This is a genomic window from Blautia parvula (assembly GCF_020215665.1).
GTDB lineage: Bacteria > Bacillota > Clostridia > Lachnospirales > Lachnospiraceae > Blautia > Blautia celeris.
In genome coordinates this window covers 4,006,008-4,032,743 of sequence record NZ_CP084061.1, presented here as the reverse complement: position 1 = coordinate 4,032,743, position 26,736 = coordinate 4,006,008, and the positions used below count along the sequence as shown (strand labels likewise).

Below are 26,736 nucleotides of genomic sequence, written 5' to 3'. Positions count from 1 at the left end.
CAGAGATCTGGATGGGCATCTCACAGAAAAGCTGCTGTATAGCTGAGCGGGAAAGAAAGTCAGAAATTGTGAGGCTTGAAAATTTTAAGTTGCTTTTATGCCTTCTTGGTGGAAAAGGTGTATTTCAAATTGAAAGGATGGTCGGGTGCTAATGAAAGAAATCATCAACTTCATTGAAGCGAATGTAGATGGCAAAACGCTGTTTACAAAGGAATTAGTTTACGAACTTGAAAATGGTGCGTTACAGGGCGCTTACTCAGATCAAATATCTTTCTCTAATTTAAAATATTCTCAGAGCGGATTTCAGTTGGATATGTTTATTGTATCTAATGAGAAGATATGGCTCATGGGAAAGGATGGAGAACGGGAAAAATTGCGAAAAGATTTCAGTGGTGTATCCCTGTTCCGATTTGAACTGGCGGAGCGAAAAAGCACGAATAGTTTGACTGGCTGTTTTCGTTTCATTTCAGCTTCAGGGAAAAATGTGGCAGCAGAGGCTATCGTAAGTGGAATTTATGATGTGCGTCTTGAAAATGATGTGCTGAAGTTATCGGAAGATCAGGTCTTGTATCGGGATCAGCCGATACAAGAAGGGCATTTTAAGCCCGTTGCATTTCAATCGGAACATCGTTTTTATGTTAAAGCTAATAGGCTACACTATGAATACAACGGCAAGTGTTTTGATGTGGACTCAAAAACTATGCGGCGTAACGATAGCTCCGATACCTTTCCTCCGTTTATTTCAATCGAAAAGTAAGAAATGACGAATCAGTTTGCCAGGAGTGCAGAGATTAGGAAATGCTAATAGATAAATAGTAAAGGGGAGTCTCGATGATAAATAAAAAAATGATAGCCTTTTGTGGTACATATTGCGGCGTGTGTGAATGGAAAGATAAAATCGGGTGTAAGGGCTGTAAAGCCAATAGAGGGATTATGTTTTGGGGTAAGTGCGATAAAGCGATATGCTGTATAGAAAAGGGTCTTGAACATTGTGGGGAATGCTCAGATATGCCCTGCCAAAAGCTCAGAGACCTGTTTGATGATCCAGAGCATGGTGATTACGGAGCAAGACTTCGCAATCTGAAAAATTGGAAAGATGGCATCTGTACCTATGAAAAATTAGGCAATACAGCGCAGGAGAAGGCAAAAAATTTGAAAGCGATTGATAACACCAATGACTAGGAAAGAAAGACAAGATTATTTCAATGGATGAAAATTAGGGCGATGACGGTACAGTTCCACAGTGTAAATTGGTAAAAGTGATTGGAACAATCATACACTGATTTTTGGGTTAATAATTAAGATTTGTGAATTTGTGAGAGTATATACTATGTTCAATGATGGAAGAAGTAAAAAGGTTGTTTTTGTTGCACATTGCTTTTTAAATCAAAATTCCATTTCAGATGGAACGGCGATTTATCCGGCAGCAAATAAAGATGTTGTTGATTTTTTCTTAAATGCAGATATTGGTATTGTCCAAATGCCCTGTCCGGAGTTTTGTTGTTTAGGACTTGATAGGGGAAATATTCATGGCGCTAATAGCCCGGTAGTGGTAGAGAATACACGAATACGTTCAGCAATGCAAAATGACGAATCGAATTTTAAACTAACAAGACTGGCTGATTATGTAGTGCAACATATCATGGAATATAAAAAATATGGATTTGAAGTTATCGGTATTATTGGGGCAAATCGTTCTCCAAATTGTGGTGTTGAAACAACATCGGACAATGATGCAGAAATCAACGGTATGGGATTGTTTATAGAAAAAATTTTTCACCAGCTTTTGCGAGAAAACATATCTATTTCCATGATAGGCATAAAGGGAACGGACAATATACAAGAAAAACTTCAGCAGTTAATATGAGTTAAGGAATAAGGGCACAAGCATGATCGTTCTGTTCCTGAAAATATATCAGAATAAGGCGAAATGGAGATTTGCATGGAGGAAGCAACGAGATATATTGCACTTTTGCGCGGTGTCAATATAAGTGGAAAAAATAAAGTTCCGATGGCTGAACTAAAGAAAGCTTTTGAGAAGCTTGGGTTCGGAGCGGTTAAGACCTATCTGAACAGCGGCAATGTGATTTTTTCAAGTGATGAAGAGAATATAGGAAGCCTTACAGACCGAATTGAAACGATGATAAAAGAACGGTTTGGTCTGGATATTCTGGTTTTCGTTATATCAAAAGAGGATCTCGAAGATATTTTGCAACACGCGCCTGACTGGTGGGGTGATGAAAATAAGGAAATCTATGATAATCTGATTTTTATTATACCTCCGGCTACATTTGCTGAAGTGCGGGACGAGATCGGAGAACCCAGGGAGGGTTTGGAAAAGATTCAGGATTATAAGGAAGCGGTATTCTGGTCTTTCAGCCGGAAGGATTATCAAAAGACAAACTGGTGGAGGGAGACGGCAAGTGCGAATATCAGCGGCAAACTGACAATCCGAACGGCAAACACTGTCAGGAAGATAAATGGCATGTAAGGCTTTTATTATGGAGAAGAGTTGGGTTTGAATAATATAATGGAAAGGAATTGCTATGAATGAAATCTATGAGCAAGCAAAATTATTACAGCCAGAGTTGGTAAAAATCAGAAGAGAAATACATCAAAATGCTGAGGTTGGGATACAGCTGCAATATACCAAAGCATTTGTGAAAGAGAAGCTAATTGCGTATGGATATGAACCCCAGGACATTGCCAATAGCTCAATTGTGGCAACAATCAGCGGCGAACTTCCCGGTAAAACTATGCTGCTTAGAGCAGATATGGACGGCTTAGCCATTAAGGAAGAAACTGATTTAGACTTTAAAAGTGTAAACGGAGCCATGCATGGCTGTGGTCATGATATGCATACCGCCATGCTGTTAGGTGCTGCAAAATTGCTTAAAAAGTATCAAAACCGGCTTCAGGGAAAAGTAAAATTATTATTTCAGGAGGATGAAGAAGGTTTTACCGGGGCGAAGGCTGTGATTCAGGGAGGTGTTCTGGAAAATCCAAAGGTAGATGCAGCCATGGCGCTTCATGTAAACTCTGGTACGCCGAGCAATATGGTGCTGTGTGGTCTTGGCCATTTCATGGCTGGCTGCACTTTGTTTCGCATTGAAGTAAGAGGCGTGGGCTGTCACGGAGCGATGCCTGAAAATGGGGTTGACCCAATTAATATCGCGGCACATATTTACCTGTCGTTACAGGAAATTGCAGCGAGAGAAGTGGCGGCGCAAGACCCTTGTGTATTAACGATTGGTAAATTTGCCGGTGGACAAACTCCCAATATTATTCCTGAAAAAGTCGTTTTAGAGGGAACAATCCGTTACAAAAACAAAGAAACAGGGGATAGAATTTTTGAAAGAATTCAAGAAATTTCAAAACTGTGTGCCCAATCCTTCAGAGGAAGGGCAGTTGTAACGGAATTATCCAGTGCGCCGCCTCTGATAAACAACGATGAGATGATCTATGAGTTTTGCGATTACATTAAGCAATTCATTGCTCCTCAGCAAGTCAGGATATTGCCTCAGGGAGGTATGGGCAGCGAGGACTTTGCTTCCTTTAGCTATCAGGTGCCCATTGCCTATTTATTATTAGGCGCCGGTACCAACCAGGAAAATGAAGCGTATGGTAAACCCATGCATAATCAAGGCGTTGTGTTTAATGAAGATATATTGTCCCTTGGGAGTTCGATACTCACGATATGTGCTATGAATTGGTTGAGCAAACATCGAGATGATTAAGATTTATTCCGCTCAGCGGCAATCTGACAGGCAGAACGGCAAACTCCGTCAGAAAAATAGTTGGAATGTGTGGGTTTATTCTCCACATCCCAACTGATTGCATCTTATTTTAAGGAATCCCTGTCAGGGACCTGAACAGATAAAGCTTCGGTAAAATGGTGTTTCTCAACCATATGTGCCTGAACAGAAGTTAAAATCAAACGGTAAGAGTCGGCCAGACACTCGGCAAACTCAGCGTTTTTTCCTGAACGCAGACAGTGATATGCTTTACGGGTGATTTTATTAAGCTGTCCGATTGCATCGGCTCCCTGCGGGTAAAATGCGAAATAGAACCCCCATTCTGTGATCTGGCTGGTTTCCTGCCAAATGACTTGTAATGGTTCCAGTGACAGGTGTTTTAATATCATTTGAAATAAACTCGTGAGAGCGATTCCTGGCTTCTTGATATGAATAGCCAGTTGCTTTAAATCATCCTCATTAAATCGCGGCGCCGTATAAGCAGCGACTGGATAGGACAACAGCACCATAAGCTGCAGTGAATGAAGATATATAAGGGTGTCCCGCTTCGTAGTAAAATCCAGAAGAGCCTGTTCGGTGTTGATCTGATCGGGAGTCAGAACCATCGTACCTTTGCCGTTTAAGGTTTTTGTGTAGCCTCTTTGTTCCAGCAGGCCCAATGCCTTTCTGACCGTAGAGGCAGACACATCATATTGTTTTGCCAGTTGTGCTTCATAGGGTAAATAAGTTCCTGCCGGATAGACGCCTGTCCCTATTTTTCGCGTCAAGTCCCGGACAATGCGGGTATAGTAGTAATCCTTTCCTCTGAGGGGATTCCATTCAAATGAAACCGGCACCTGGGCAGGCACCTGGGTAACGCTGTTTGACATCTGTATGAATATTTCTGTAATGATGGCGGACATATCCTGATAGAGAGCTTTTAAATGATGATACTGTTCGACTGGATCACGTTCTGATAATACATCAATGATGGATTGGGGTTCAAATGTTGGCTTACGGTACATAATATCCTGGGAAAAGCTACATTTTTCTAAAAAGTATGCGAAATTCCCCTGAAGCTCAAAGGCTGTGTGCAGATCACATAACAGAGGATTGTGGCTGGAGCCTAAAATATCCCTCGTCAGTGCAATCAGGGCTTTCCAGCTCTCTGAACAGATTCCCTGTTGCGCCGCTCTTTGGGCCTGCCGATAATGAGGCATGGCCTCAACCGAACATTTATGCGCGGCGAATACAAGCAGATAGGGCAATAATCGCCCATATGTTTCATATACCTGTAAGATAGAATCCCGCTGCTCTAAGATAGTAGATACTCCAGGACCTGTTAAGTTGTGTGGAAGAACTACGGGAGCCTGCCGGATCTGGATGTCAATCAGTTTTTCGGCCTTTAGAGTATCCAATACCCGCGTAATGGTCGCAATTCCCACATTGTATTCTTCACATAGATTTCGGGAAGAGGGGAGCCTGCTGCCGGGCCGGAATTGCCCTGAAGCAATACGTTTTTTTAAATCTTCATATACATAAGAAAAACGAGTTTCCTGTCGTTTCATAATATAAATATCCTTTCTCAAACTCAAACACATATTATTTTATTATACTACATAATTCCGAAGCGTGGCAATGAAACTTAAAGAAGACGGGCGGATAGTTGAGTCATTACAGGAATTTCTTCTTGTGTATGACAGGGCATAATGATAAAATTAAAAGTGGAACATTGGCAAATAAGAGTGCAACTGTACGGCTGAGAGGCCGTAAAATTTTCCTGCTTACCTATCTGCATAGGTGAGCAGAATGGTACTGAGAGAAATAGCAATATAAGAAATTCACTGGAGTGATGGTATGTTGAAAGTCAGACCGAAATTAAAGGTTTTAATTGTAGACGATTCTGAATTGAATCGAGAGATGCTTGGTTCTATGCTTGGAAATGAATATGAAATTTTGGAAGCGGAAAACGGGGCGCAGGCGGTTGAAATATTACGTGAACACATATCAGATCTATCTCTCATCCTTCTGGATGTTCAAATGCCGCAGATGGATGGTCTGGAGGTATTGATACATATGAATCAGTCTCATTGGATTGATTCAATTCCGGTCGTTATGATTTCAAGCGAAACTGCGCCTAAATTTATAGAACGTGCGTATGATCTTGGGGCAACCGACTATATTGCCCGTCCCTATAATACGATGATTGTGCGCCGTCGTGTAGCCAATGTTATTTTATCATTTGCTAAGCAACGCCAGTTAATGGAGATCATTACCCAACAGATTAGTAAAAAAGAAAAGGATAACCGGCTCATGCTTTCCATCCTGTCCCATATCGTGGAATTCCGTAATGGAGAAAGCGGGCTTCATGTCCTACATATCAACATCATTACAGAACTTTTGCTGCGGCAACTCATGCTAAAAACGGACTGTAATAAAATGACATACGAAGACATTACCATGATCAGCATGGCTTCTGCACTGCACGATATTGGCAAAATCGCCATCCCGGAAGAGATTCTCAATAAGCCAGGCCGCCTTACGGCAGAGGAATTTCAGATTATGCAGGGCCATTCTATGGCGGGCGCGGAGATACTTATGGATTTGCCCATTGACCGGAACGAACCTTTGCTGAAAACGGCATATGAAATCTGCCGGTGGCATCATGAGCGATATGACGGCAGCGGTTATCCGGATGGCCTGAAAGGGGATGCCATCCCGCTCTCTGCACAGGTGGTCGCCCTGGCAGATGTCTATGATGCGCTCACCAGTGAACGGTGCTATAAGCCGGCATATTCCCATGATACAGCAATGAAAATGATCTTTGACGGACAGTGCGGAGTCTTTCATCCGCTGCTGCTGGAATGCTTGCGTGACATAGGGGATACGCTGGCACAGGAGCTGCTGGCCCAAAATACATTGGAAACGGAAAATGCACCAAAAGAAACCAGCCATATTACGGAGCAGCTGCAGCGCTATGGCCTGGGAGCTACGGAACGTCTGCTGCAGCAGCGGTCATATGAACAGCAGCGGTTTCGGTTCCTGTCGGATAAAACTGAGGAAATTTTTTTCAATTATTCGGTAGAATCATCCATTCTCAGTTTCAATAAATACGGAGCAGAACGATTTAATATCGAGAGTGACCTGTTTCATCCGCTGGAGAATGAGAAACTGCCGAAATGTGCCGATAGTAATATCCTGGACCATATCTTGGAAAAAGTCCGGACAGCCACCCCGTTACAACCGGATTTTCAGGTTGATGTGCCGCTGGCAGTGAATCAGGAAATCCACTGGTTCCGCTGTCTCGGTCATGTCATCTGGACAAACGAAAATAGAAAACGCCATGCCGGCGTCCTGGGGAAACTTATCAATATTGATGAGAAGTATATTCCGGCCACAAATAGCAGTGTGGCTGCGGCAAAGCCTTCCATAGAATCCTTAATAAACGGCATACATGCGAAAAAAGAAACGGACTATTGTTCCATAAGTGGCATAGAGGCCCGGATATTACTGCAATACCTCAAAACGGTTTTTGATGTTGTCCGGCTGGTAGACGCTTCCCAAAACTGTCAAGTTGACATTAATGAGTCTGGGGCTCCTCAATGCTCAGATTTCCATTGCTATGGTATATGGAACAAAGATGAGCGGTGTGAAAACTGTATTTCCGCAAAATGTATGTCAAACAAGGGAAGCCTGACAAAATTTGAGTTTATAGACCAGAACATCTATCATGTGCGGGCAACGTATGTGGAGGTAGACGGGTATCCATATTCTCTGGAAATCATTGACCAGATTACGGAAAAAACCCTGCTGGGCGGTCATGGAAAGGATGAAATAATAAAGTATATCACAGCCTATAACCATAAACTCTATGTAGATATACTGACCGGGACTTACAATCGCCGTTATTATGAGGAGCAGCTGCGTGATATGTACCATATCAGTGCGGTTGCCATGTTGGATATGGACCACTTCAAGTCCATTAATGATACATACGGCCATCCGGCTGGCGACCGGGCATTGAGGCAGGTAGCCGTTGCCATTAAAAACTGTGTAAGAAAAGCGGACTATGTTGTGCGATTTGGCGGTGATGAGTTTTTAATTGTATTCCGGGAGATACCTTTCCACATGCTACCAAAGAAACTGGAAGCCATAAGGTCTTGTGTTAAAAATGTGATTCTTCCGGATTATCCACAGCTGCAGTTCTCCATTAGCATCGGTGGAGTTTACGGACCGGGGAAGACTTCCGATTTAATGAATGCAGCAGACACACTATTATATCAGGCAAAGAGAGAGAAAGCAGGAGTGAGGATAGAATGCTTGGCAAGTGACAGCCTGATGAACAGAAAAGGAAATGAAAATGAAAATGAAACAATATAAAATTATTCTGTCTATATTTATAATTTTAGCATTGCTGTCGGGCTGCAGCCAACGTTTCAGTGAAGTCATGTTGATTGAGAATGAACCGCTTGCAGAACAGAGACATATATTTCTTTCTGTTTATGGATATAAAGCGGATGCCCTTAATCTGACGGCCATTGAAAGCATATTGGATCGATATATGGAACAAAACCCTGACATCATCGTAACCTACGAGGGCGTGAAGGGCATTGATTACTGGAATGCTTTGGAAAGGCGGGCACAGGCCAACGGACTTGACGATGTGTTTATGGTGGATCACGACCGGGTAATAAAACTGGCTGAACAGGAAAAGTTAGCGGATTTATCCGGGTTGCCTACGATTGAGAAGTGTCAGGACAAAATGAAAGAGCAGTTTATCGGTGAGGACGGTTCTGTCTATTTCCTGCCATCATGTGTCTCTGCTTATGGATTGTATATTAATTACGATTTGCTGGAAGAACACGGGCAGAAAGTTCCGGAAAATTGGTCAGAGTTTATGGAGGTGTGTCAGTATTTTGCGGATCAGGGGAGCGCACCTATTGTTGCAAATAACTATACCTCTCTCAGAACACTTATTGTCGGTAAATCACTATACTCGGTGTATCAGAAAGATTCTGCTGCGGCAATCGAAGCATTCAATCGTACCCCGGCAGAGCTGGCAAATACGCTGCGTCCGGGAATTGAACTGGTTGAGCAAATGATCGACCGTAAATGGATTGACTGTGAGGAAGTTTCGGTGACCAACCCAACTTCTGATGATCTCAAGCTATTTGTTAGCGGTGACCGGCCGTTTATGGTGACCGGCTGCTGGGCGACTTCCAGAGTAGCCGATATGGAGCCTGGCTTTTCCTATGGGGTACATCCTTTTCCCATACTGGATGATGGCAGTGTGCTCATAATCGATGCGAATACCTGTATTAGTGCAAACGCCGACAGTGAACACTTGGAGGAGGTCATGCAGCTTGTGGAGTGTATCACACAGCCGGATTCAATCTGGGAATACTGTGAAAGCCAAAGCTCCTATACACCGCTGCAAGATGACAGAGTTCCCACTGATCAAACAATTCTTCCAGCTTCTGAGTGTTTAGAAAGCGGTCGGATCGTGATTGGCTCTGATTATAGACTGAATCTGCCATTGGACACCGCTCTTTCTGAAATAACAAAGCAAATGTTAAATGAAATGTCTGCGGATGAGGCTGTTACCCTGTTGGATCAACTTTTGGCACAATAGCTTCTGGAGGAAATGAACATGCGAATAAAACGATTTGGGATAAATTGTCTGGTCGTAATCATTCTTAGCAGCATTCTCTTAGGCTGTTACTCTTATATGAAAAGCGTCCAGGCTTCCCTGTGGATGCAGAATGCGGAACAGACTTTGGAAATTACAAGTCAGGGTGCCCACACATTTGATACTTATATTACAATAGAACGGGACCGGGTACACAGTTTAGCCAATAAGATGTCGGAAATCGAATCTCATGAAGAAAGTAACATACAAAATAATCTGAATCTGCTGGGTGGCGAGGCATCCAATTACACCGTTGTGGATCTGGACAATGGGATTTTATACTCAAACCGCCTTGATGAGCGGCGTGTACTTAGTACGGAGGAACTGGAATTCTATCGTACCTTTTCCGGCAAGGGCATCAGAGAAAACTATTTGAATATCTACGATGGACAAAATACCATGGGAGTCTACGAATGCTTTTTGTTTGCAGATGGCGTCCACGGGTTAATGCAAAAGGGAGAGAGGGTTTCTACGCTTTCCAAAGAGTTCTCTATATCCTTTTATGATGAAAGTGGTTTTTCCTATATTACAAATCGAGATGGGGATGTTCTGATTCGTCCATATCATAAGAACAGTAACCGAACATTTTTAAATTTTTTTGATATGATTGTTGAAGAAAATGATGAGAAAGATATTGGGACCTTCAAGGAAAGTCTGGTAAAGGATTATTCTGGCGTCATACAATTTTCCTTCAACGGCACAAAGAATGTTATCGCCTTCTGTCCTCTAAAAGCCATAGATGGGGGGTATATTATTTCTGTGATTCCAAGCAGTGTTATTATGGAACATACTGATAATATTCTGCAGTCATCCCGAATGTTTATTTTTATCGTCTTTATCGTGTTTCTTATCGGCCTTATATTTCTGCTATTTGAACGACAGAGCCGAAAGCGCATTGAAAAGAAAGAACAGGATATCCAATACCGTGAACAGTTATTCAGCATTCTCTCGGAAAATATAGACGACGTGTTTTTGATGTTAAACAGCGAGTCTTATATGGTAGAGTATGTGACGCCCAATGTAAACCGTGTGCTGGGTATTTCTCCGGATGCGGTGGCAGCGAGTCTTGAATCTTTAGGAAAGGCCACATACACTGAGGAAAAAACCATTTCCTATTCGGATTTGGCTTTGATGAAACCGGGTCAGTCTATCATTATGGAAAGTGAGCGGACTCATCGGAATACAGGTGAAAAACGGTGGTTTTACGAAACAGTATATCGGGTGGGTGAAGGTCAATCAGACAAATTTATCGTTGTGCTGTCAGACAGAACCAAGGAACGGCAGAACAAGTTTGCGCTGGAAACGGCATTGAACGCTGCGAATGCTGCCAATAAGGCCAAGAGCACGTTCCTAAATAATATCAGTCACGATATCCGGACGCCAATGAATGCAATCGTGGGGCTTACCGTATTGTTGAATCACGATGCCGGCGACCCTGAGCGGGTAATAGAATATACGCGAAAGATTACGGCGTCCAGCCAGTACCTTCTGGGTCTGATCAATGATGTGCTGGATATGAGCAAGATTGAGAGTGGGAAAACCACGTTGAATGTCACGGAGATCAATCTGGCAGAACTCATAGACGAGCTGGGGACCATGATCCGGCCGCAGACCAAAGCAAAGCAGCAGGAATTTGAGCTTTTTCTGGCAGATGTAACAATGGAGCATTTAATCGGCGACAGGATGCGAATCAATCAGGTGTTGATCAATATCCTGTCCAATGCGGTCAAATATACCCCAGTCGGCGGCAGGATCCAAATGACCGTAACCCAGCTTCCGCAAAAAACAAAAGATTTTGTCAGGCTGCGGTTTGAGGTTCAGGATAACGGCATTGGCATGTCGGAAGATTTCTTACATGTTATTTTTGAACCATTTGCCCGCGAGATCAACAGTGTGACGAACCAAATCCAGGGAACCGGCCTTGGGATGCCTATTACAAAAAATCTGGTGGAGCTGATGGGCGGAACCATTGATGTAAAGAGCAGACAGGGCGAAGGAAGTATTTTTACTGTCGATTTGGAACTGCGCATTCAGGAACAGAATGTGGATGAAAAGTTTTGGGAAAACCACGGGATTACCCGTGTGCTGGTTGTGGATGATGATGAAAGCATCTGTATAAATGTAATTCGTGTCATGGAAGACACTGGGGTGTCTGTCCGGTATGCGCTCGGCGGGGATAATGCTATCCGGCAGATTGGAGAAGCTCATCAGGAGGGAATCCGGTTTGACCTTGTGCTTCTGGATTGGAAAATGCCCGGTATGGACGGTATCCAAACGGCCAGAAAAATCAGGGACATGCTGCCGGAACATATTCCAATCCTCCTTCTTACGGCATACGAATGGGATGAGATTGAGGAAGAAGCTCTTGCGGCGGGCATTGATGGCTTCCTGGCAAAACCGTTTTTCCTGACCAGCTTTAAGCAAGCCATTGTAACGGTTCAAGCAAAGGAGCAAAAATTGCCGGGGACAGAGGATTCGGATCATATACTGGCAGGCATAACAATACTTGCCGCTGAAGATAATGAGCTGAATGCAGAGATATTGCTGGAACTGCTGAATATGAGCAACGTAGTGTGTGATCTCGTCAGCAACGGCCAGGAACTGGTGGAAGCATTCGAGAAATCCGAACCGGGTCAGTATGATTTGATTTTGACCGATATCCAGATGCCTGTCATGAATGGCTATGATGCGGCCAGAGCCATCCGTGCCGGCAGCCATACCCGTGGAAAGGTGATTCCGATAGTTGCAATGACAGCCAATGCGTTCGCAGAGGACGTCAAGGAAGCAATGGATGCCGGAATGGACGCCCATGTGGCGAAGCCGATTGACATGAAGAACCTGGAAGCGGTGATCACAGAACTTGTAAAAAAGAAATATTAGTAGGATGCGGAGGTATTTATGAGTCTGAAGGAATGTTATGTAAAGCTGGGCGGAGATTATGAAGAAGTATTGGCACGGCTATTCAGTGAAGATATGGTAAGGCGATTTTTAAAGAAATTTTTAAGCGATGGAACTTACCGTCTTTTGTTAGAGAAGCTATCGTCGGAGGATTATCCGGAGGCGTTTCGGGCTGCCCATACGTTGAAAGGAGTCTGTGAAAACCTGGGGCTGTCAGATCTCTGTAAATCCAGCAGTATGCTCACGGAAGCGTTGCGGGCGGGGGAACGGCCGGAAAACTTGGATGTTTTAATAGCTCAAGTCTGTACCAATTATGAGCAAGCCGTTTCTGCCATTCAGATGCTTACAGGTTGTTGAGTGGTGCAGGAATAGGATATCTTCTGTTTGGGCATCTATATCAAGAAAAGGAAAGGACTGGTATGTAGCGGTTGACGATTGCATCATGAGATCTATTTATCAGACCCGAAAAAGAGCGCTTCGGAAAAGAGGAAAACGGTCATCCGGCATCCGATAATACGAGTCTGATGATTGGTTTTATCATTTCAATTTTACCACACTCAGATAGATGGTGAACATGCGAGTAATTTTTGAAAACCTGCAAAATGTAATCAATGAAATAGAGAAATCAAAATTTGTATGGGAGGATGTCATGGAAAATTTTAATTTTAGAAGGGCAACAGATGAAGAAATGTCACGCATTATAAAAATGCAATCTGATATTTTCAGCGGTGAGCAGGGTATACCAACTGATGATATAGACACCTTTATGTTAAAGTCACCAATTTGTTGGTGTGCTGAAAAAGATGGAAAAATATATGCGGCAGTTGCAGCATGGAAAGAAAATGCAGAAGTCCATTGGGGACGATTCGTGACTTTTCCTGCTGTCCGTGGACAATTGCGAACATCAGCGGCAAACTGACAATCAGAACGGCAAACACTGTCAGGAAGATTGTCGGAATGTAGTTGTTTCTCAAATTCCGGTTTGTGGGGTGAAAAATATGGAGAACAACGAATTACTGAATCATTTGGATAAGCTACATACGACCGAATTGGGTGTAGTAAGAATCAAGAGAAACCTTGCTTTGGATAACGATCATGTTGTTGATTGGTGCAGAAATATGATACCTTCTGTTGAAGCATCCATGTGGAGACGGTAGTTTTGATGTCAAGGGCGGAAAAATAAAAGTACAAAAAGTGTAGAAAACAAGGGGTTTCCGGGAGTTGGGAATTGCCGATGGGTAGTTCCGGCTCCCGGATTTTTTACGCTTCATAGTTCTGTGGGAACTGGTCTATGGCAAAAATTGGCGTAGGGTTGAGTTGACAGGTTGGATATGGGGTAGGTTGTCGAGATAGGATTGTTATAGGTAGGTTGAGGAAACAAGATGGACAATATAAGGCAACACTAAAATAAAAAATCAAAAACCACAGGGCCCATTCTATGGTATAGAAGCAAAAAAGCTGCTGAAAGCTGGCGAAGCTTTATTAGATATCACCTATCAGCTTGGCTTTAGTAGCCAAAGTCATTTAACCAATTTTTTGTATAGAAAATTAGACTTGACAAGCGACCATCGGTCGCTATATAATGAAGGCCAAACAAGAAACGACCGATGGTCGCTATGAGGAGGTATCATAATATGCCAAAAGGAATTATGCTTACACCAGAACAACAAGAAGAGCGCCGAGGAGAAATAATCAGTGTTGCTTTGCAGCTAATAGAGAAAAATGGATTCCAAAAAACATCAATGAGGGAAATTGCGATTTTAGCAAACATGGGAAAGTCCAGTCTGTATGATTTTTTCAAAACGAAAGACGAGATTGTTGTATATGCAGTTGAGAAAGAAATAGAAGAAACAATTAAAAAGGTTCATAGGATTATTGCCAATGAATCCTCGCCGGAACAGTGTCTTAGAAAAATCATGCTGAATCATCTTGGAGTACCAAAGCAGTATCGAACGGTGCTGATGTGGTTAAATACAGAATCTGACTATTTAGAAGAAGATTATCGAAAGCGGCTGAAAACTGCGCGTTACGCATATCAGAATATTATAAAATCTGTAATTGAAAATGGAGTGAAATCAGGCGTCTTCCGTAAAGCGAATGCCGATCTTATGACTCGTTTGTTAATTAACTCCATTATATCAATCATTTACACATCCCGACCATCAGCCAGTCCAGAGAAAATGCTTGATGAAACAATGGATATATTTCTACACGGAATTATGAAAGATGGAGGTGAATTATTATGATTTATTATACTCTACCCTTGTTGCATAAACAGGCAACCCTTGAAATGGTCGGCGGAAAAGGTATGTCTTTATCAAAACTTTTGACAGCGGGTATCCCTGTGCCGGAGGGCTTTCATGTTACGACTGCTTCATACAAGATTTTTGTTGAAAAGAACCATATTCAGCCTCATATTAATAAGTTGCTGGACGGTATTGACTCTAACAATACCAGCCAGCTTGAAAATGTATCTACGCAGATAGGGATGCTTTTCCATAATGGAGAAATGCCGCAGGAAGTATCAGATGCAATTAAAACCGCATATGCCGGATTGGGAAATATAGCAGTGGCTGTCCGTTCCTCTGCAACCGCCGAGGATTTGCCCGACGCTTCTTTTGCAGGCCAGCAGGAAACCTATCTTAACATACAAGGTGAGAATGAAGTTCTTGACGCTGTAAAGAGGTGCTGGGTTTCCCTATGGACAGCTCGCGCTATTGCTTACCGCGTGAAGAATGGTATAAAGCAGGAAATTGTTGCACTTGCTGTTGTAGTACAAAAGCTTGCGTTTTCCGATGCGTCCGGCGTTATGTTTACGCTAAACCCTATCAATGGCAGACGTAGCGAAATGATTGTTAACGCCGCGTGGGGACTTGGCGAATCGGTGGTTTCTAGCTTAGTCACCCCTGATACAATCGTTGTAGATAAAAATGCTGAACGAATTGTATCGTATGAAGCAGCAAACAAAGAGATTATGACAGTCCGCACCTCAGATGGAACAGAAGAAATCCCAACTCCTGAACAGTTGAGGAAAAAACATGCTCTTACTCGCAATCAAGTTATGCGATTGACACAGCTTGGGAAAAAAATTGAGAAGTATTATGAAATGCCTATGGATGTAGAGTGGGCACTGGAAAAAGATAAGTTGTATATTGTTCAGGCCCGCCCCATTACTGTCCTGCCGCCAGAATGGACGTTACCGGAAAAGGATGTTATATATACAAAAGGCAGTCTGGCGGAACACTTGCCAAATCCTGTTACGCCCTTATTCGCCACACTTGGACTTGAAATAGTCAACCGCGCTTCGGCGCTTTTATGGATAGATATGTTTGGTAAAAGTGCGAAAAAGTTACTGCCAGAAAACGGAGCATATACGATAATTAACGGATATGTTTATCTTTCCGCTAATTCAAAGCCTTTTTTGATTGCTGTCAAATCCCTTTCACCCCGATCTTTACGCCGTGCGCTCACGAACAGTGTTGCACGCTGGGAAACAGCACGAAAAGAATTTGAGGATGTGATTAAACAATGGGAAGAAAAGCCCATGCATATGCTGAATGCTCATCAAATAATGGAGGGGATTCAGACTGTGTTTTATGGAGCGTGTATTTATTTCACGAGGATTCAGCTTACATTGCCAGCCGCCTCTATCAGCGAAACATTATTTACAAAATTTTTTCAGGGAGCGGCCCGCCGTGCTGGTATAACAGACACTTCCGTCCTCTTGCTTGGGTTTGATACGATTGCGCTGCAATCGGAAAAGAACCTGTGGGATCTTTCGGAATGGGCAAAGCAAAATAACACTTTAGGCTTCTATCTGAAAAGCAATCCTGCAACAAAGATAGCAGAAGATTTCAAGTCCTCCATTTTGCCTGCGGAAGTTTCGCAGGAGGTGTGGATAGAGTGGAAAAGCCGAATTAATGCCTATTTCAAAGAGTTTGGCTGTACTGCTTATGAATTTGATTTTGCATATGCCACACCACAGGAGATACTTACGCCAACCTTTGAATCCATAAAAGCATTTTTGGAGGAGAAAGGGGAAAATCCGTATTCGCGCCAAATCGCATTTGAAAAGCGCAGGAAACAAGCCGAAAACGAGATTTTGCAACAGATAGGTGGTCACCGTAAAAAGCTGTTTTTGAAGCTGCTCCATTGGGCACAAAATACTGCCCCCATGCGTGAAAACGCTATTTATTTGATGGGGATGGGGCACCCGCTGATTCGCCGTATGTTACAAGAAATTTCTGAACGTCTCTTAACTGGCGGAGCTATTTCACATCTGGACGATATTTACTGGCTCACAAAAACAGAATTGGAAACGCTCATAACACAGCTTGATAAAAATATACCCCTATTTAATCTGAGTGAGGCAATCCCTGCTCGACAAGCGGAGCATGATACATTCCGAGGTTATGTGTCGCCTTCCCAGTTGCCGGAAAAAAACAAAAAAGCCGTATCACATGCAACTCAAATACAGAAAGATGGGAAAATTGTATTGACGGGCATAGGAACCAGCGCAGGCGTTGTTACGGCTCCCGCCTGTGTACTGAACAGCCCGGCAGATTTTGAGAAATTCCAGCCGGGAAGTATCTTGATCGCCGTTACCACAACTCCTGCATGGACGCAGTTGTTTGCCTCCGCAAGTGCGATTGTAACAGACATTGGCGGCCCTCTTAGCCATTCAAGCATTGTTGCCCGTGAATATGGTATCCCCGCTGTCATGGCGACACACACAGCCACGAGAAGTATTAAAAATGGACAAATGATAACGGTGGACGGCTCGGAGGGGACGGTGACGATTGATGAATAAAAAGCCTATTTTCGCTTTAAAGCTTGCTACTTTGGTGATTGCGTTAGGATATAGCTTAATTCTTCCGGTCATGCCATTTTACATGGAAAATCTAGGTGCTGGCGGTCGTGAGCTTGGATGGCTCACTGCCGTATATGCTCTTGCACAAACAGTATGCGCACCTTTTTGGGGTGCACTGTCTGACCGAATTGGTAGAAAGCCGATTATCAGCATTGGTATTATAGGATATTCCATCAGTTTGTTCCTGTTCGGTTTGGCTTCATCCTTTTGGACACTATTTATAGCTCGCAGTTTATCGGGTATATTGTCATCTGCTACGTCCGTTGCATCTTTGGCATATGTTGGAGATTCCAGCTCGGAGGAAGAAAGAAGCAAGAATATGAGTCAACTTGGAGCTTCAATGAGCGTTGGCGTAATGATGGGACCATTATTGGGAGGCATTCTTGCAGGCTATTCGCTTGCGCTCCCATTTTTTACAGGAGCTGGCATTTCATTTATTGCCTTTCTGCTAATTCTAACACTTTTGCCAGAGTCAATTGAGCGTTCAGGACAGACGGAAAAAAGAAAACCCTTTGATTTTTCAGACCTGAAAAGTATAATTTTTGGCTCAGCAGGAATGGTTTTGATACTTATTTTCGTCGTGAATTTCTGTCAAACAGGCTTGCAAGGAATTACGGGGCTGTATGTCGTAGATAAGTTTGGATTTTCCACTAAGCAAGTTGGTGTTATTTGGATGGCTCTAGCAGGCATTTTGATTGTAGTACAAGGCTTTTTGACTGGTCCTTTAGCAAAAAAAATTGGTGAGAAGCGACTAATACTGATAGGTATGTTTTGCAAAACCTTAGTAGCGTTTGCCATGGTATTGACAACTGGGTTTGTTAGTGTGTTGGTGGTTTTTGGCTTATTTGCGGTATCTTCTGCTATTACAGTACCCACATTAAACGCAACCCTTTCAAAAACTGACAATCAGCATAAAGGAACACTGATGGGATTTGCCAGTACCGCCGGAAATCTTAGTAAAGTTATTGCTCCTTTATTAACTGGGTATCTGTATGAAAGCAATATTGAATTGCCATATATAACCACGGGAGGAATAGCCTTAATCGGAGTGGTTATCTGCTATATCTGGATAAAAAATCAAAAGAACAAATGATGGAAGAGGACGTTTATATGGAGGTTATACACAGTAACTAATCTGGTATAGAAATTCAATTGAGGCTTTTCTGCTTTATTAAAGTCTTGCTACCACTTAAACCTATAATATCCTTAATTCATTATGATAAATTCCAATTCAACAGTTTTGATACATAAGGAGGTAACAATACTATGGAATAGAATAAAAAACGAAAGGAGATACGGACCATGAATCTTAAAAAACTTGAATTTGAAAAGCTTATAGAGCAAATCTCCACTCTTTACAGAGAGAAGAAATATTCACAGCTTAAAAGCATTTTAGCAGACATTAATCCAACTGATATTGCTGTTCTTTTTGATGAATTTCCAAATGAACAGAGGATTTTGCTCTTCCGTCTTCTTCCTAAAGAAGAGGCGGCTGAAACATTCGTTGAACTTGACGGTGAAACGCAGGAAGCTCTCATCCATGCTTTTTCAGATACAGAGCTTCGTGAGGTTATTGACGAGCTTTACCTTGATGATACAGTTGATATTATTGAGGAAATGCCTGCGACAATTGTAAAAAGAATACTCAGAAATACTGATGCACAGACACGAAAATCAATTAACACTCTTTTAAAGTATCCTGAGGACAGCGCAGGCTCAATTATGACTCCTGAGTTTGTTGATCTGAAAAAGGATAACACTGTTGAGGATGCCTTTAAAAGAATAAGACGTACAGGTGTTGATAAGGAAACAATTTATACTTGTTACGTTACTGACAGCTCAAGGCATCTTATTGGTGTAACTACAGTAAAAGAACTTTTGTTACACGATTATGGCGATAAGATTGAAGAGTTTATGGAAACAAATACAATTTTTGTAAACACGCATGATGATAAAGAAATAGCGGCAAATTTCCTTGATAAGTATAACTTCCTTGCTCTTCCTGTTGTGGATATGGAAAACAGGCTTGTGGGTATCATTACAGTCGATGATGCTATTGACGTATTGCAGGAAGAGAATACTGAGGATATCCAGAAGATGCACGCTATTATGCCTAACGAGAAACCTTATCTCAAAACAGGCATATTTGAAACATGGAAATCCAGAATTACGTGGCTTTTGTTTCTTATGATAAGTGCAACATTTACGAGTATGATTTTAAATGCTTTTGAGGACAAGCTTTCAGCACTGATTGTACTGACCTCGTTTGTGCCTATGCTTACGGGAACAAGCGGTAATTCGGGAGGGCAGGCGAGTGCCGTTATTATCCGTGCTCTTTCACTTAAAGAAATAGATTTTAAAGATATTTTTAAAGTTATATGGAAGGAATTCAGAGTAGGTGTTCTGTGCGGAATTACACTTGCTGCTGTCAATTTTGTTAAAATTTGGTTTGTTGACAGAACATTGCTCGGTATGAGTGCTATTACTATTCAGGTTGATCTTGTAATCAGTCTGACACTTATAATCGAAATTATATTTGCCAAAATGGTTGGATGCGTATTTCCTATTCTTGCAAAAAAAATGAAGCTTGACCCGGCTGTAATATCATCTCCGTTTATTACGACGGTTATGGATGCGCTTTCACTTTTAATTTATTTCTGGCTGGCAACAATGATACTTCATATATAAAAAAGCAGTTTTTCAAACCTGGTTTTTTATAGTGCGCCCGACGGCACACGCTTCTAAAGGGTGAAAATCCCTAGTCTGCCTTAGTAGTGGGAAGGACACAGCCGAACAGCAAGGGTGTCCATCGTGAGGTGGAATCTGAAGGAAGCTGTAAGCAAATCTCTGGTCTGACAAACAGAAATCACATCAGGTTGCAGTTAAGGATAAGGTGGTTATACAAACTAAAGTCCAATAACTACTCGGAATTAGCTGTAATAAATGTGGCAGATATATGGAGAGAAAGAAGTGTGTGGTACTCGGGGAGGTCTCGCCAGCAGGAGAAAACAGAGTAAGAAAGAGGTGTTTCAGAAAATTGCTGAAAGAAGAAATATAGCACTGAAACTTATCATGAAGAAGTGATTTTCAAATTTAGATTTATGGAGGATGCTTTTATGAATAAGTTATTGATGTTTGAGCCCATTGATACGTCTTTGTTTGGAGATTTTGTGCAGATATTAGCCATCAAGCGGAAGCCTTACAAACCGGATTGAAACGATGATAAAAGAACGGTTTGGTCTGGATATTCCGATTTTCGTTATATCAAAGGAGGATCTCGAAGATATTTTGCAACATGCGCCGGCTTGGTGGGGCGATGTAAATAAAAAAATCTATGATAATCTGATTTTTATTATGGCTCCAGCTACATTTGCTGAAGTATGGGGTGAGATTGGAGAACCCAGAGAAGGATTAGAAAAGATTAAGAAATATAAGGTAGCGGTATTCTGGTCTTTCAGCCGAAAGGATTATCAAAAAACAAACTGGTGGAGGGAGACGGCAAGTGCGAACATCAGCGGCAAACTGACAATCAGAACGGCAAACACTGTCAGGAAGATTGCCGGAATGTAGTTGTTTCTCAAATTCCGGTTTGAGGGGTGAAAAATATGCAGAACAACGAATTACTGAATCATTTGGATAAGCTACATACGACCGAATTGGGTGTAGAAAGAATCAAGAGAAACCTTGCTTTGGATACCGATCATGTTGTTGATTGGTGCAGAAATAGGATATCTTCTGTTGAAGCATCCATATCGAGAAAAGGAAAAAACTGGTATATAACGGTTGACGGGTGTATCATTACAGTCAACGCTTATAGCTATACGATCATCACGGCGCATAAGGTACAGGAACAGCAAAGATAGCAATAAATAACTGACAGAAAGAGCGGTACAAGAATATGACTTCACGAGAAAAGAAAAATAAAGTAATTCAACAAGTTATCAAACCGGCGCTCAAAGAAGCAGGTTTTCACAGCCTTCGGGGAACACAGGCTTTTTCCATCCATAAGGAAGCCTGCACAATCGCCGTAAATATTCAAAGCTCCCAATTTAACAGCAATGTTACTGGGTTTTCCTTTTGGCTGAATATCGTAGTAGATACGCCTGACCTTTCAGATGAACAACTACAAGATGTTACTTTTTTCAAATCTTTTACAGAAGCTTGCTTTTTGCCGCATCAAGGCAGGTTACACCCGCTCCGTGATATACGGGGTTATGTCATTGACGGTTATAAAAACTACAAGCCGATGGATACCCCCTATGAGGAGATTCAAGCCATCATTGCAAATGATATGCAGCAGTATATCATTCCGGGGCTATCCCAGATTGACAGCATAGCAGATTATCAAGAATGCGTTGCGCTGTGGCAAGAAGAATCAAAAAGTCAGTTTGTACGTCTGGTAGATTACTTTTCGGAAGCACATATGCTGACATTACCGTTTCAAAAAGATACTTGGATTGGCACCGTAAATATGAAAGAGCTCGTTGAGAAGAAAAAGACACTATGCCTTACCACAGATGAAATCATGCAAAATAAATCAATTTATTGCAAAGTGCGTGAATTATCGACGCATCCGCAAGAGGACACATGGCCGTTGATTTGCATGACGCTCTCTGCAGAATAAGATGATTTGAAATGTGCGGAACTTCCTTTGAGAAGGAGGAGCAAACATTGAAGGAGTTTTTGGGTAAAATACGGACTTCCCAAAAATCATATTCCATTCCGAAGCAAGTGCTTATTTCCATGGGCATCCTGCTTTTTGGAGTTTTTATGGGGGGTTTTTCAAAATATTTGGATTACCGGCAGGCAAACCTCCCGGCGTTGATGCACCTGATTGACAGTGTTGTGGATTTGCATAACTTTCTTGGGAAATTTACGTCTCGGATTGTTATCTCACTGTGCATTGCCGTTTGCAGTACAACCCCTATTAGGGCTGGTATCAATGTTTTTGCCATTATCATGAAAGCTGTTATATCGTTTCGTATTTGGTAAAAATGCTGAACTGGAAATACAGAGAGGAGTGATTCACTGTGTATAATAAAGACTTAGATTTTAGATATGCTAAACGAGAAGACACAGCATTGATTTTGCAATTTATCAAAGAACTTGCTGATTATGAAAAAATGCTTAACGAAGTCGTTGCTGATGAAAAAACATTGGAGGAATGGATTTTTGATAAACAAAAGGCAGAAGTAATTTTCGCTGTAGTAAACGGAAAAGAAGTTGGCTTTGCTCTTTTCTTTCACAATTTTTCTACTTTCTTGGGTAGAGCCGGAATTTACCTTGAAGATTTGTATGTAAAGCCGGAATGCAGAGGAAAAGGATATGGAAAAGCAATTCTGAAAAGACTGGCGGCCATTGCTGTTGAACGAGGTTGTGGCCGATTAGAATGGTGGTGCCTTGACTGGAATAAATCAAGCATTGATTTTTACCTTTCTCTAGGAGCAGAACCCATGTCTGACTGGACAGTATATCGTATTACAGGTGATACACTTACCAACCTTGCAAAGTGATCTTCAAAAGTAAAGAGATGATTTTTTATGCGAGTCGGGACAAGTTGTGTTCCCCGTATAAGACATCGAAGAAGGCACAGAAGGAACGCACGGGCTGTTTTTGGTATAGCAGTCCTTCTTATGGCCATCGCCCGCGCCCTGATTGGCAATCCTGAGATCCTATTCGCAGATGAACCCACGGGAAACCTGGACAGCGAGACCGGAGCGGAGATTATGAGCTTGCTCCGGGAGATCAATCAGACGACCGGCCAGACGATCATCATGGTAACGCATTCTCCGGAAGCGGCAAGAAACACCAGCTGCATGATTACTGTACAGGATGGTGTAATTATCTAAATAGAATGAATATAGACGAGATACCTGGAACATAAAAAAGAACAGCAAGCGTTATGGAAATGATTCAGGATCATTGCCTCCGTAATGCTTGTTCGTATTTTTATACAGGTATAAAAGAACGGTATTCGACAGACCTTAACGAAAAACAGCAACATTATGCAAGAAAAAGGCATATGTATAAACTATAATGATATTATTGGAGTAATTTTTGCGGAGGTGACTTATGGATCATTCCAACAGTAAAATTGTTTTTGACGAAAAACTGAATATAGAGGTACTGACACTGACAGGAATGATTGAAAGTTTGCCGCCGCATTTTCATGATTACTATGAGTTAGGCTATATAGAAAGCGGGAGCCGACGAGTAATATGTCAAGGTAAGGAATACACCATAGGAAAAAATGATCTGCTCCTTTTCAATCCGAAAGATAATCATACTTGTTTGGAATTGAAAAAGGAACTGTTGGATTTTAGATGTTTCCACATCACTACTGAACGCATGGAAGAATTGACATTGGAATGTTTAGGATATGCCATATGTCCTTATTTTGAACCGCAGATTGTTTATCAGAGCGACCTGATTCCACAGATCACAGAGCTGATTGACTTAATTGAAAATGGCTCATATTGTGACTTGCAAAAGGAAGAATTGCTTTATATGATTATTGGCGATTTGGTTGCCGGCTGTTCCCAACCAGTGGAATACGAACAAATAGATGTTTCAGATGTTATTAAACGTGCTTGTGAGTATATTGAAAGGCATTACGCCTCAAACATATCTTTATGCGATTTAAGTTCCTTTACGGGTTTCAGCAAGTACCACTTTATTCGGATGTTTACGAAAGAAAAGGGGATATCTCCTTATCGCTTTATTGAATGTACAAAAATGACTGAAGCCAAAAAAATGCTGAAGGCCGGAGAAGATTTATCAAATATTACCTATCAGCTCGGTTTTAGCAGCCAAAGCCACTTTACTAATTTTTTCAAGAAATACGCCATGGTTACTCCAAAACAATATAGCAAGCTTTATAACGCTTAAAATGTATTTTTTGTTGAGTATAGATCCACACTAACAGGAGATGATGATATGGGAAATTAGCCGTGATAGAGATCTCTGAGTCAGGAGATAAAATTGGAGAAAAACTGCTTATGCTGTTAAGTGCAAGACAGCGGCAGGAGTTAATAAAATATCTTTTCAGCGAAGAAATGCAGGATGCCGACGCAGCTGATAACCAATGTTGCCGCTTGCAAAGTCAAGGCCCACAGACGGAGACCGGCAGTGCTTTCACAGAGATCAAAATGGGAGAGCTATACTTTTGTTTGGAGCAGCGGCTTGTGCGTGTGAGCGGACAAGTGATTGAATTGACAGCGAAAGAATTTGATATTTTTGCTCTTCTGATCACGCATCCAAAAAGAGTATTTACTTATGAGCTGATTATGGAACTGGTCTGGAACGAAGATTATACTTTTTATTCCAAGAAAGCAGTAAGCAATCATGTGAGTAACTTGCGGAGGAAGCTGAAATCGGCACCAGATTCTCCGGACTATATCATAAACATTGTTGGTGTCGGCTACAAATTTGAAGCGCCATAAAACCCATATAATCTGCCAGTGTTAGCAGAATAGCGGTAATCGTCAAGATCAAACAGGCTTGTCCGGCCTGCTTTCTTGACGATTATTTGCGATTTTGCTATTATCATCCCATATGTAACCATAATTATGACAGTTGGATCTCAAGTATAAGGAGTAACACAATGAATGAAAAAATCTTAGTGGTTGACGATGAAAAAGAGTTAGCCGACTTAGTTGAAGTGTACCTGAAAAATGATGGATATACTGTATATAAATTTTATAATGGCAAGGCTGCACTAAAGTGTATTGAATCCGTGGAACTGGATTTAGCCATACTGGATATCATGCTTCCGGATGTTGACGGGTTTCAGATCTGTCAGAAAATCCGGGAGAAGTTCTACTTCCCTGTTATCATGCTGACAGCCAAAGTCGAGGACGGGGATAAAATCATGGGGCTGTCCGTTGCAGATGATTATATTACGAAGCCGTTTAACCCGCTGGAAGTGGTTGCGCGGGTAAAGGCGCAGCTAAGGCAGTACATGAGGTACAAGCAGCCCGGCATAAAGCAGGAGGCTGAACGCACGGAATACGATATCCGGGGGATGACAATCAGCAAGAGCAGTCATAAGTGTATCCTGTTTGGAAAGGAAATTCAACTGACGCCAACGGAGTTTTCCATCCTTTGGTATCTGTGCGAGCGTCAGGGGACGGTTGTTTCTACGGAGGAATTATTTGAGGCAGTATGGGGCGAGCGGTATTTTGACAGCAATAATACCGTGATGGCGCATATTGGACGCCTCAGAGAGAAAATGAAGGAACCGTCAAGAAACCCGAAATTTATAAAAACCGTGTGGGGAGTGGGATATACCATTGAATAATAAAAACAAGACCAGTCATGAAGATGACTATTTACTTTTTAAAAACAGACTGTCCGTTAAAATACTTCTGATGATGGCGTGCTCCATTCTGATTATAGCGGTGGTTTATCTGTTCGTCTTAAAAGATAATTTTGCAAATGTGGTGGTAGCCATTTTAGACAGCTTTATCTATCATGATCGGGATGAGGCGGTGGCTGTTTATCTGAGAACCTTTAAGGCGTATGAGATATGGCTTTTCCTGATAGCAGTCATGGGTGTGTTTTTTATCATCTTCCGCCGTTCTCTGGACAGCATATCAAAATATTTTAAGGAGATCAACCGGGGCATTGATACCCTGGTGAATGAAGATACCAACGATATTGAGCTGCCTCCGGAACTGGCTTCGACCGAAAGGAAAATCAATTCCATACGGCATACACTGACGAAACGGAAAACGGACGCCGAGCTTGCGGAACAGCGGAAAAACGACCTTGTCATGTACCTGGCTCATGACTTGAAGACTCCGCTTTCATCGGTTATAGGGTATTTAAACCTGTTAAGGGATGAGAATCAAATCTCCGAGGAACTCCGGGAAAAATATCTGACCATTTCGCTGGATAAGGCTGAGCGTCTGGAAGAACTGATCAATGAGTTTTTTGAAATTACAAGGTTTAACCTTTCAAACATCACGCTTGTGTACAGCAAAATCAATCTGACGATGATGCTGGAACAGCTGGGGCATGAGTTTAAGCCGATGCTGGCCGGAAAAAATCTCAAATGTGAATTTGATGTTCAGCCGGACATGATGCTGTCCTGTGATGCCAACAAACTGCAGAGAGTGTTCGATAATCTGCTGAGAAATGCCGTCAGCTACTGTTATGAGAACACCACCATTCAAGTGAAAGCCAGGCAGACAGAAGACCATGTGCTCATCCAAGTCATAAATGAAGGGGATACGATCCCCGAGGAGAGATTGGAAAGAATCTTTGAGCAGTTTTATCGCCTGGATGTGTCACGAAGCTCAAGCACCGGCGGAGCCGGTCTGGGACTTGCGATTGCAAAAGAGATTGTGGAACTGCACCATGGACAGATCACTGCCCGCAGCGAAAACGGTATCACCTGTTTTGAGGTTACATTGCCCACCGTAGGAAAATCGTAAGAAATTCCGAGATAAACCGTGTGTTATCCATAAAATAATGCGAAAAAATAAATCGCTCCATTCTGATATGCTTTATATCAGGAGGGGCGATTTTTTTGCTTTCAGAAA

General features: G+C 42.1%; 24 protein-coding genes and 4 pseudogenes. 27 read left to right on the top strand and 1 reads right to left on the bottom strand.

The window, feature by feature from the left end; genetic code table 11:
- The first annotated feature begins 151 nt into the window (after positions 1-151).
- From LC508_RS18675 to LC508_RS18655, 5 genes are all read left to right on the top strand, one after another.
- Entirely contained in the window at positions 152-757 is a 606-nt protein-coding gene (locus tag LC508_RS18675; protein WP_054351649.1) for a hypothetical protein, read from the top strand.
- 74 nt (positions 758-831) lie between these two features.
- A complete protein-coding gene (locus LC508_RS18670; RefSeq protein ID WP_103732153.1) occupies positions 832-1,182 on the top strand; it encodes a DUF3795 domain-containing protein in 351 nt (116 codons plus the stop codon).
- Positions 1,183-1,330: 148 nt separating this feature from the next.
- A complete protein-coding gene (locus tag LC508_RS18665; protein WP_103732154.1) occupies positions 1,331-1,867 on the top strand; it encodes a CD3072 family TudS-related putative desulfidase in 537 nt (178 codons plus the stop codon).
- Between the two features lie 75 nt (positions 1,868-1,942).
- Complete coding sequence (locus tag LC508_RS18660; protein ID WP_225305225.1) at positions 1,943-2,491, top strand: DUF1697 domain-containing protein; 549 nt, start codon at positions 1,943-1,945, stop codon at positions 2,489-2,491.
- Positions 2,492-2,546: 55 nt separating this feature from the next.
- Positions 2,547-3,737 (top strand): M20 metallopeptidase family protein, encoded by a 1,191-nt coding sequence (locus LC508_RS18655; protein WP_054351651.1) that lies wholly within the window; start codon positions 2,547-2,549, stop codon positions 3,735-3,737.
- A gap of 104 nt (positions 3,738-3,841) precedes the next feature.
- Here LC508_RS18655 and LC508_RS18650 read toward each other — a convergent pair whose 3' ends face one another.
- Entirely contained in the window at positions 3,842-5,302 is a 1,461-nt protein-coding gene (locus LC508_RS18650) for a GntR family transcriptional regulator (RefSeq protein WP_103732156.1), read from the bottom strand.
- A gap of 289 nt (positions 5,303-5,591) precedes the next feature.
- Here LC508_RS18650 and LC508_RS18645 point away from each other — a divergent pair, with 289 nt between their 5' ends.
- From LC508_RS18645 to vanS, 22 genes and pseudogenes are all read left to right on the top strand, one after another.
- Positions 5,592-8,114 carry a diguanylate cyclase gene (locus LC508_RS18645; protein WP_054351652.1) on the top strand — a complete coding sequence of 841 codons (2,523 nt, stop codon included), beginning with the start codon at positions 5,592-5,594 and terminating at the stop codon, positions 8,112-8,114.
- Positions 8,095-9,366 carry an ABC transporter substrate-binding protein gene (locus tag LC508_RS18640; RefSeq protein ID WP_225305224.1) on the top strand — a complete coding sequence of 424 codons (1,272 nt, stop codon included), beginning with the start codon at positions 8,095-8,097 and terminating at the stop codon, positions 9,364-9,366. Before LC508_RS18645 ends, LC508_RS18640 begins: the two co-directional genes overlap by 20 nt.
- A gap of 18 nt (positions 9,367-9,384) precedes the next feature.
- Entirely contained in the window at positions 9,385-12,303 is a 2,919-nt protein-coding gene (locus LC508_RS18635; RefSeq protein ID WP_103732915.1) for a response regulator, read from the top strand.
- Positions 12,304-12,321: 18 nt separating this feature from the next.
- Positions 12,322-12,678 carry an Hpt domain-containing protein gene (locus LC508_RS18630; protein ID WP_023043178.1) on the top strand — a complete coding sequence of 119 codons (357 nt, stop codon included), beginning with the start codon at positions 12,322-12,324 and terminating at the stop codon, positions 12,676-12,678.
- Positions 12,650-12,721: pseudogene (locus LC508_RS28775) on the top strand (hypothetical protein); the annotation flags it as partial. The gene LC508_RS18630 and the pseudogene LC508_RS28775, both read left to right, overlap by 29 nt.
- 32 nt (positions 12,722-12,753) lie before the next feature.
- Positions 12,754-12,846 (top strand): annotated as a pseudogene (locus LC508_RS28625) (GyrI-like domain-containing protein); the annotation flags it as partial.
- A 124-nt stretch (positions 12,847-12,970) separates the two neighbouring features.
- Positions 12,971-13,240 carry a GNAT family N-acetyltransferase gene (locus LC508_RS18615; protein WP_023043177.1) on the top strand — a complete coding sequence of 90 codons (270 nt, stop codon included), beginning with the start codon at positions 12,971-12,973 and terminating at the stop codon, positions 13,238-13,240.
- A 79-nt stretch (positions 13,241-13,319) separates the two neighbouring features.
- Complete coding sequence (locus tag LC508_RS28865) at positions 13,320-13,478, top strand: DUF3781 domain-containing protein (RefSeq protein WP_042959829.1); 159 nt, start codon at positions 13,320-13,322, stop codon at positions 13,476-13,478.
- Between the two features lie 477 nt (positions 13,479-13,955).
- Positions 13,956-14,567, top strand: coding sequence for a TetR/AcrR family transcriptional regulator (locus LC508_RS18605; RefSeq protein ID WP_054351654.1), 612 nt, complete (start codon positions 13,956-13,958; stop codon positions 14,565-14,567).
- Positions 14,564-17,131, top strand: a complete 2,568-nt coding sequence (locus tag LC508_RS18600) for a PEP/pyruvate-binding domain-containing protein (RefSeq protein WP_118594076.1) — start codon at positions 14,564-14,566, stop codon at positions 17,129-17,131. The genes LC508_RS18605 and LC508_RS18600 overlap by 4 nt, the downstream gene beginning before the upstream one ends.
- Complete coding sequence (locus LC508_RS18595; RefSeq protein WP_206215558.1) at positions 17,124-18,284, top strand: MFS transporter; 1,161 nt, start codon at positions 17,124-17,126, stop codon at positions 18,282-18,284. The genes LC508_RS18600 and LC508_RS18595 overlap by 8 nt, the downstream gene beginning before the upstream one ends.
- 209 nt (positions 18,285-18,493) lie before the next feature.
- Positions 18,494-19,879, top strand: coding sequence for a magnesium transporter (gene mgtE, locus LC508_RS18590; RefSeq protein WP_118594074.1), 1,386 nt, complete (start codon positions 18,494-18,496; stop codon positions 19,877-19,879).
- 510 nt (positions 19,880-20,389) lie between these two features.
- Positions 20,390-20,761: pseudogene (locus tag LC508_RS18585) on the top strand (DUF1697 domain-containing protein); the annotation flags it as partial.
- Between the two features lie 35 nt (positions 20,762-20,796).
- A complete protein-coding gene (locus LC508_RS18580; protein WP_023043171.1) occupies positions 20,797-21,054 on the top strand; it encodes a DUF3781 domain-containing protein in 258 nt (85 codons plus the stop codon).
- 35 nt (positions 21,055-21,089) lie between these two features.
- Complete coding sequence (locus tag LC508_RS18575) at positions 21,090-21,815, top strand: DUF4304 domain-containing protein (protein WP_023043170.1); 726 nt, start codon at positions 21,090-21,092, stop codon at positions 21,813-21,815.
- A 47-nt stretch (positions 21,816-21,862) separates the two neighbouring features.
- Positions 21,863-22,183, top strand: coding sequence for a hypothetical protein (locus LC508_RS18570; protein ID WP_042959827.1), 321 nt, complete (start codon positions 21,863-21,865; stop codon positions 22,181-22,183).
- 38 nt (positions 22,184-22,221) lie between these two features.
- Entirely contained in the window at positions 22,222-22,704 is a 483-nt protein-coding gene (locus LC508_RS18565; RefSeq protein ID WP_023043169.1) for a GNAT family N-acetyltransferase, read from the top strand.
- 120 nt (positions 22,705-22,824) lie between these two features.
- Positions 22,825-23,040 (top strand): annotated as a pseudogene (locus tag LC508_RS18560) (ABC transporter ATP-binding protein); the annotation flags it as partial.
- Between the two features lie 223 nt (positions 23,041-23,263).
- Positions 23,264-24,079, top strand: a complete 816-nt coding sequence (locus LC508_RS18555) for an AraC family transcriptional regulator (protein WP_023043167.1) — start codon at positions 23,264-23,266, stop codon at positions 24,077-24,079.
- A gap of 62 nt (positions 24,080-24,141) precedes the next feature.
- Positions 24,142-24,633: a helix-turn-helix domain-containing protein gene (locus tag LC508_RS18550; protein ID WP_023043166.1), complete on the top strand. Its 492-nt coding sequence runs from the start codon at positions 24,142-24,144 to the stop codon at positions 24,631-24,633.
- Positions 24,634-24,794: 161 nt separating this feature from the next.
- Entirely contained in the window at positions 24,795-25,490 is a 696-nt protein-coding gene (vanR-D, locus tag LC508_RS18545; RefSeq protein ID WP_103731727.1) for a vancomycin resistance response regulator transcription factor VanR-D, read from the top strand.
- Complete coding sequence (gene vanS, locus LC508_RS18540; protein WP_103731728.1) at positions 25,483-26,628, top strand: vancomycin resistance histidine kinase VanS; 1,146 nt, start codon at positions 25,483-25,485, stop codon at positions 26,626-26,628. Before vanR-D ends, vanS begins: the two co-directional genes overlap by 8 nt.
- The last annotated feature ends 108 nt before the right edge of the window (positions 26,629-26,736 follow it).

Excerpts from the sequence above, each read along its gene's own strand:
- LC508_RS18665 (WP_103732154.1), top strand. The coding sequence starts at position 1,331 with ATGTTCAATGATGGAAGAAGTAAAAAGGTTGTTTTTGTTGCACATTGC.
- LC508_RS18635 (WP_103732915.1), top strand. The coding sequence starts at position 9,385 with ATGCGAATAAAACGATTTGGGATAAATTGTCTGGTCGTAATCATTCTT.
- LC508_RS18600 (WP_118594076.1), top strand. The coding sequence starts at position 14,564 with ATGATTTATTATACTCTACCCTTGTTGCATAAACAGGCAACCCTTGAA.
- LC508_RS18670 (WP_103732153.1), top strand. The coding sequence starts at position 832 with ATGATAAATAAAAAAATGATAGCCTTTTGTGGTACATATTGCGGCGTG.
- LC508_RS18675 (WP_054351649.1), top strand. The coding sequence starts at position 152 with ATGAAAGAAATCATCAACTTCATTGAAGCGAATGTAGATGGCAAAACG.
- LC508_RS18650 (WP_103732156.1), bottom strand. The coding sequence starts at position 5,302 with ATGAAACGACAGGAAACTCGTTTTTCTTATGTATATGAAGATTTAAAA.
- LC508_RS18640 (WP_225305224.1), top strand. The coding sequence starts at position 8,095 with ATGAAAATGAAACAATATAAAATTATTCTGTCTATATTTATAATTTTA.
- LC508_RS18645 (WP_054351652.1), top strand. The coding sequence starts at position 5,592 with ATGTTGAAAGTCAGACCGAAATTAAAGGTTTTAATTGTAGACGATTCT.
- LC508_RS18630 (WP_023043178.1), top strand. The coding sequence starts at position 12,322 with ATGAGTCTGAAGGAATGTTATGTAAAGCTGGGCGGAGATTATGAAGAA.
- LC508_RS18595 (WP_206215558.1), top strand. The coding sequence starts at position 17,124 with ATGAATAAAAAGCCTATTTTCGCTTTAAAGCTTGCTACTTTGGTGATT.
- LC508_RS28865 (WP_042959829.1), top strand. The coding sequence starts at position 13,320 with ATGGAGAACAACGAATTACTGAATCATTTGGATAAGCTACATACGACC.
- LC508_RS18660 (WP_225305225.1), top strand. The coding sequence starts at position 1,943 with ATGGAGGAAGCAACGAGATATATTGCACTTTTGCGCGGTGTCAATATA.
- LC508_RS18605 (WP_054351654.1), top strand. The coding sequence starts at position 13,956 with ATGCCAAAAGGAATTATGCTTACACCAGAACAACAAGAAGAGCGCCGA.
- LC508_RS18615 (WP_023043177.1), top strand. The coding sequence starts at position 12,971 with ATGGAAAATTTTAATTTTAGAAGGGCAACAGATGAAGAAATGTCACGC.
- LC508_RS18575 (WP_023043170.1), top strand. The coding sequence starts at position 21,090 with ATGACTTCACGAGAAAAGAAAAATAAAGTAATTCAACAAGTTATCAAA.
- LC508_RS18555 (WP_023043167.1), top strand. The coding sequence starts at position 23,264 with ATGGATCATTCCAACAGTAAAATTGTTTTTGACGAAAAACTGAATATA.
- mgtE (WP_118594074.1), top strand. The coding sequence starts at position 18,494 with ATGAATCTTAAAAAACTTGAATTTGAAAAGCTTATAGAGCAAATCTCC.
- LC508_RS18580 (WP_023043171.1), top strand. The coding sequence starts at position 20,797 with ATGCAGAACAACGAATTACTGAATCATTTGGATAAGCTACATACGACC.
- LC508_RS18655 (WP_054351651.1), top strand. The coding sequence starts at position 2,547 with ATGAATGAAATCTATGAGCAAGCAAAATTATTACAGCCAGAGTTGGTA.
- vanR-D (WP_103731727.1), top strand. The coding sequence starts at position 24,795 with ATGAATGAAAAAATCTTAGTGGTTGACGATGAAAAAGAGTTAGCCGAC.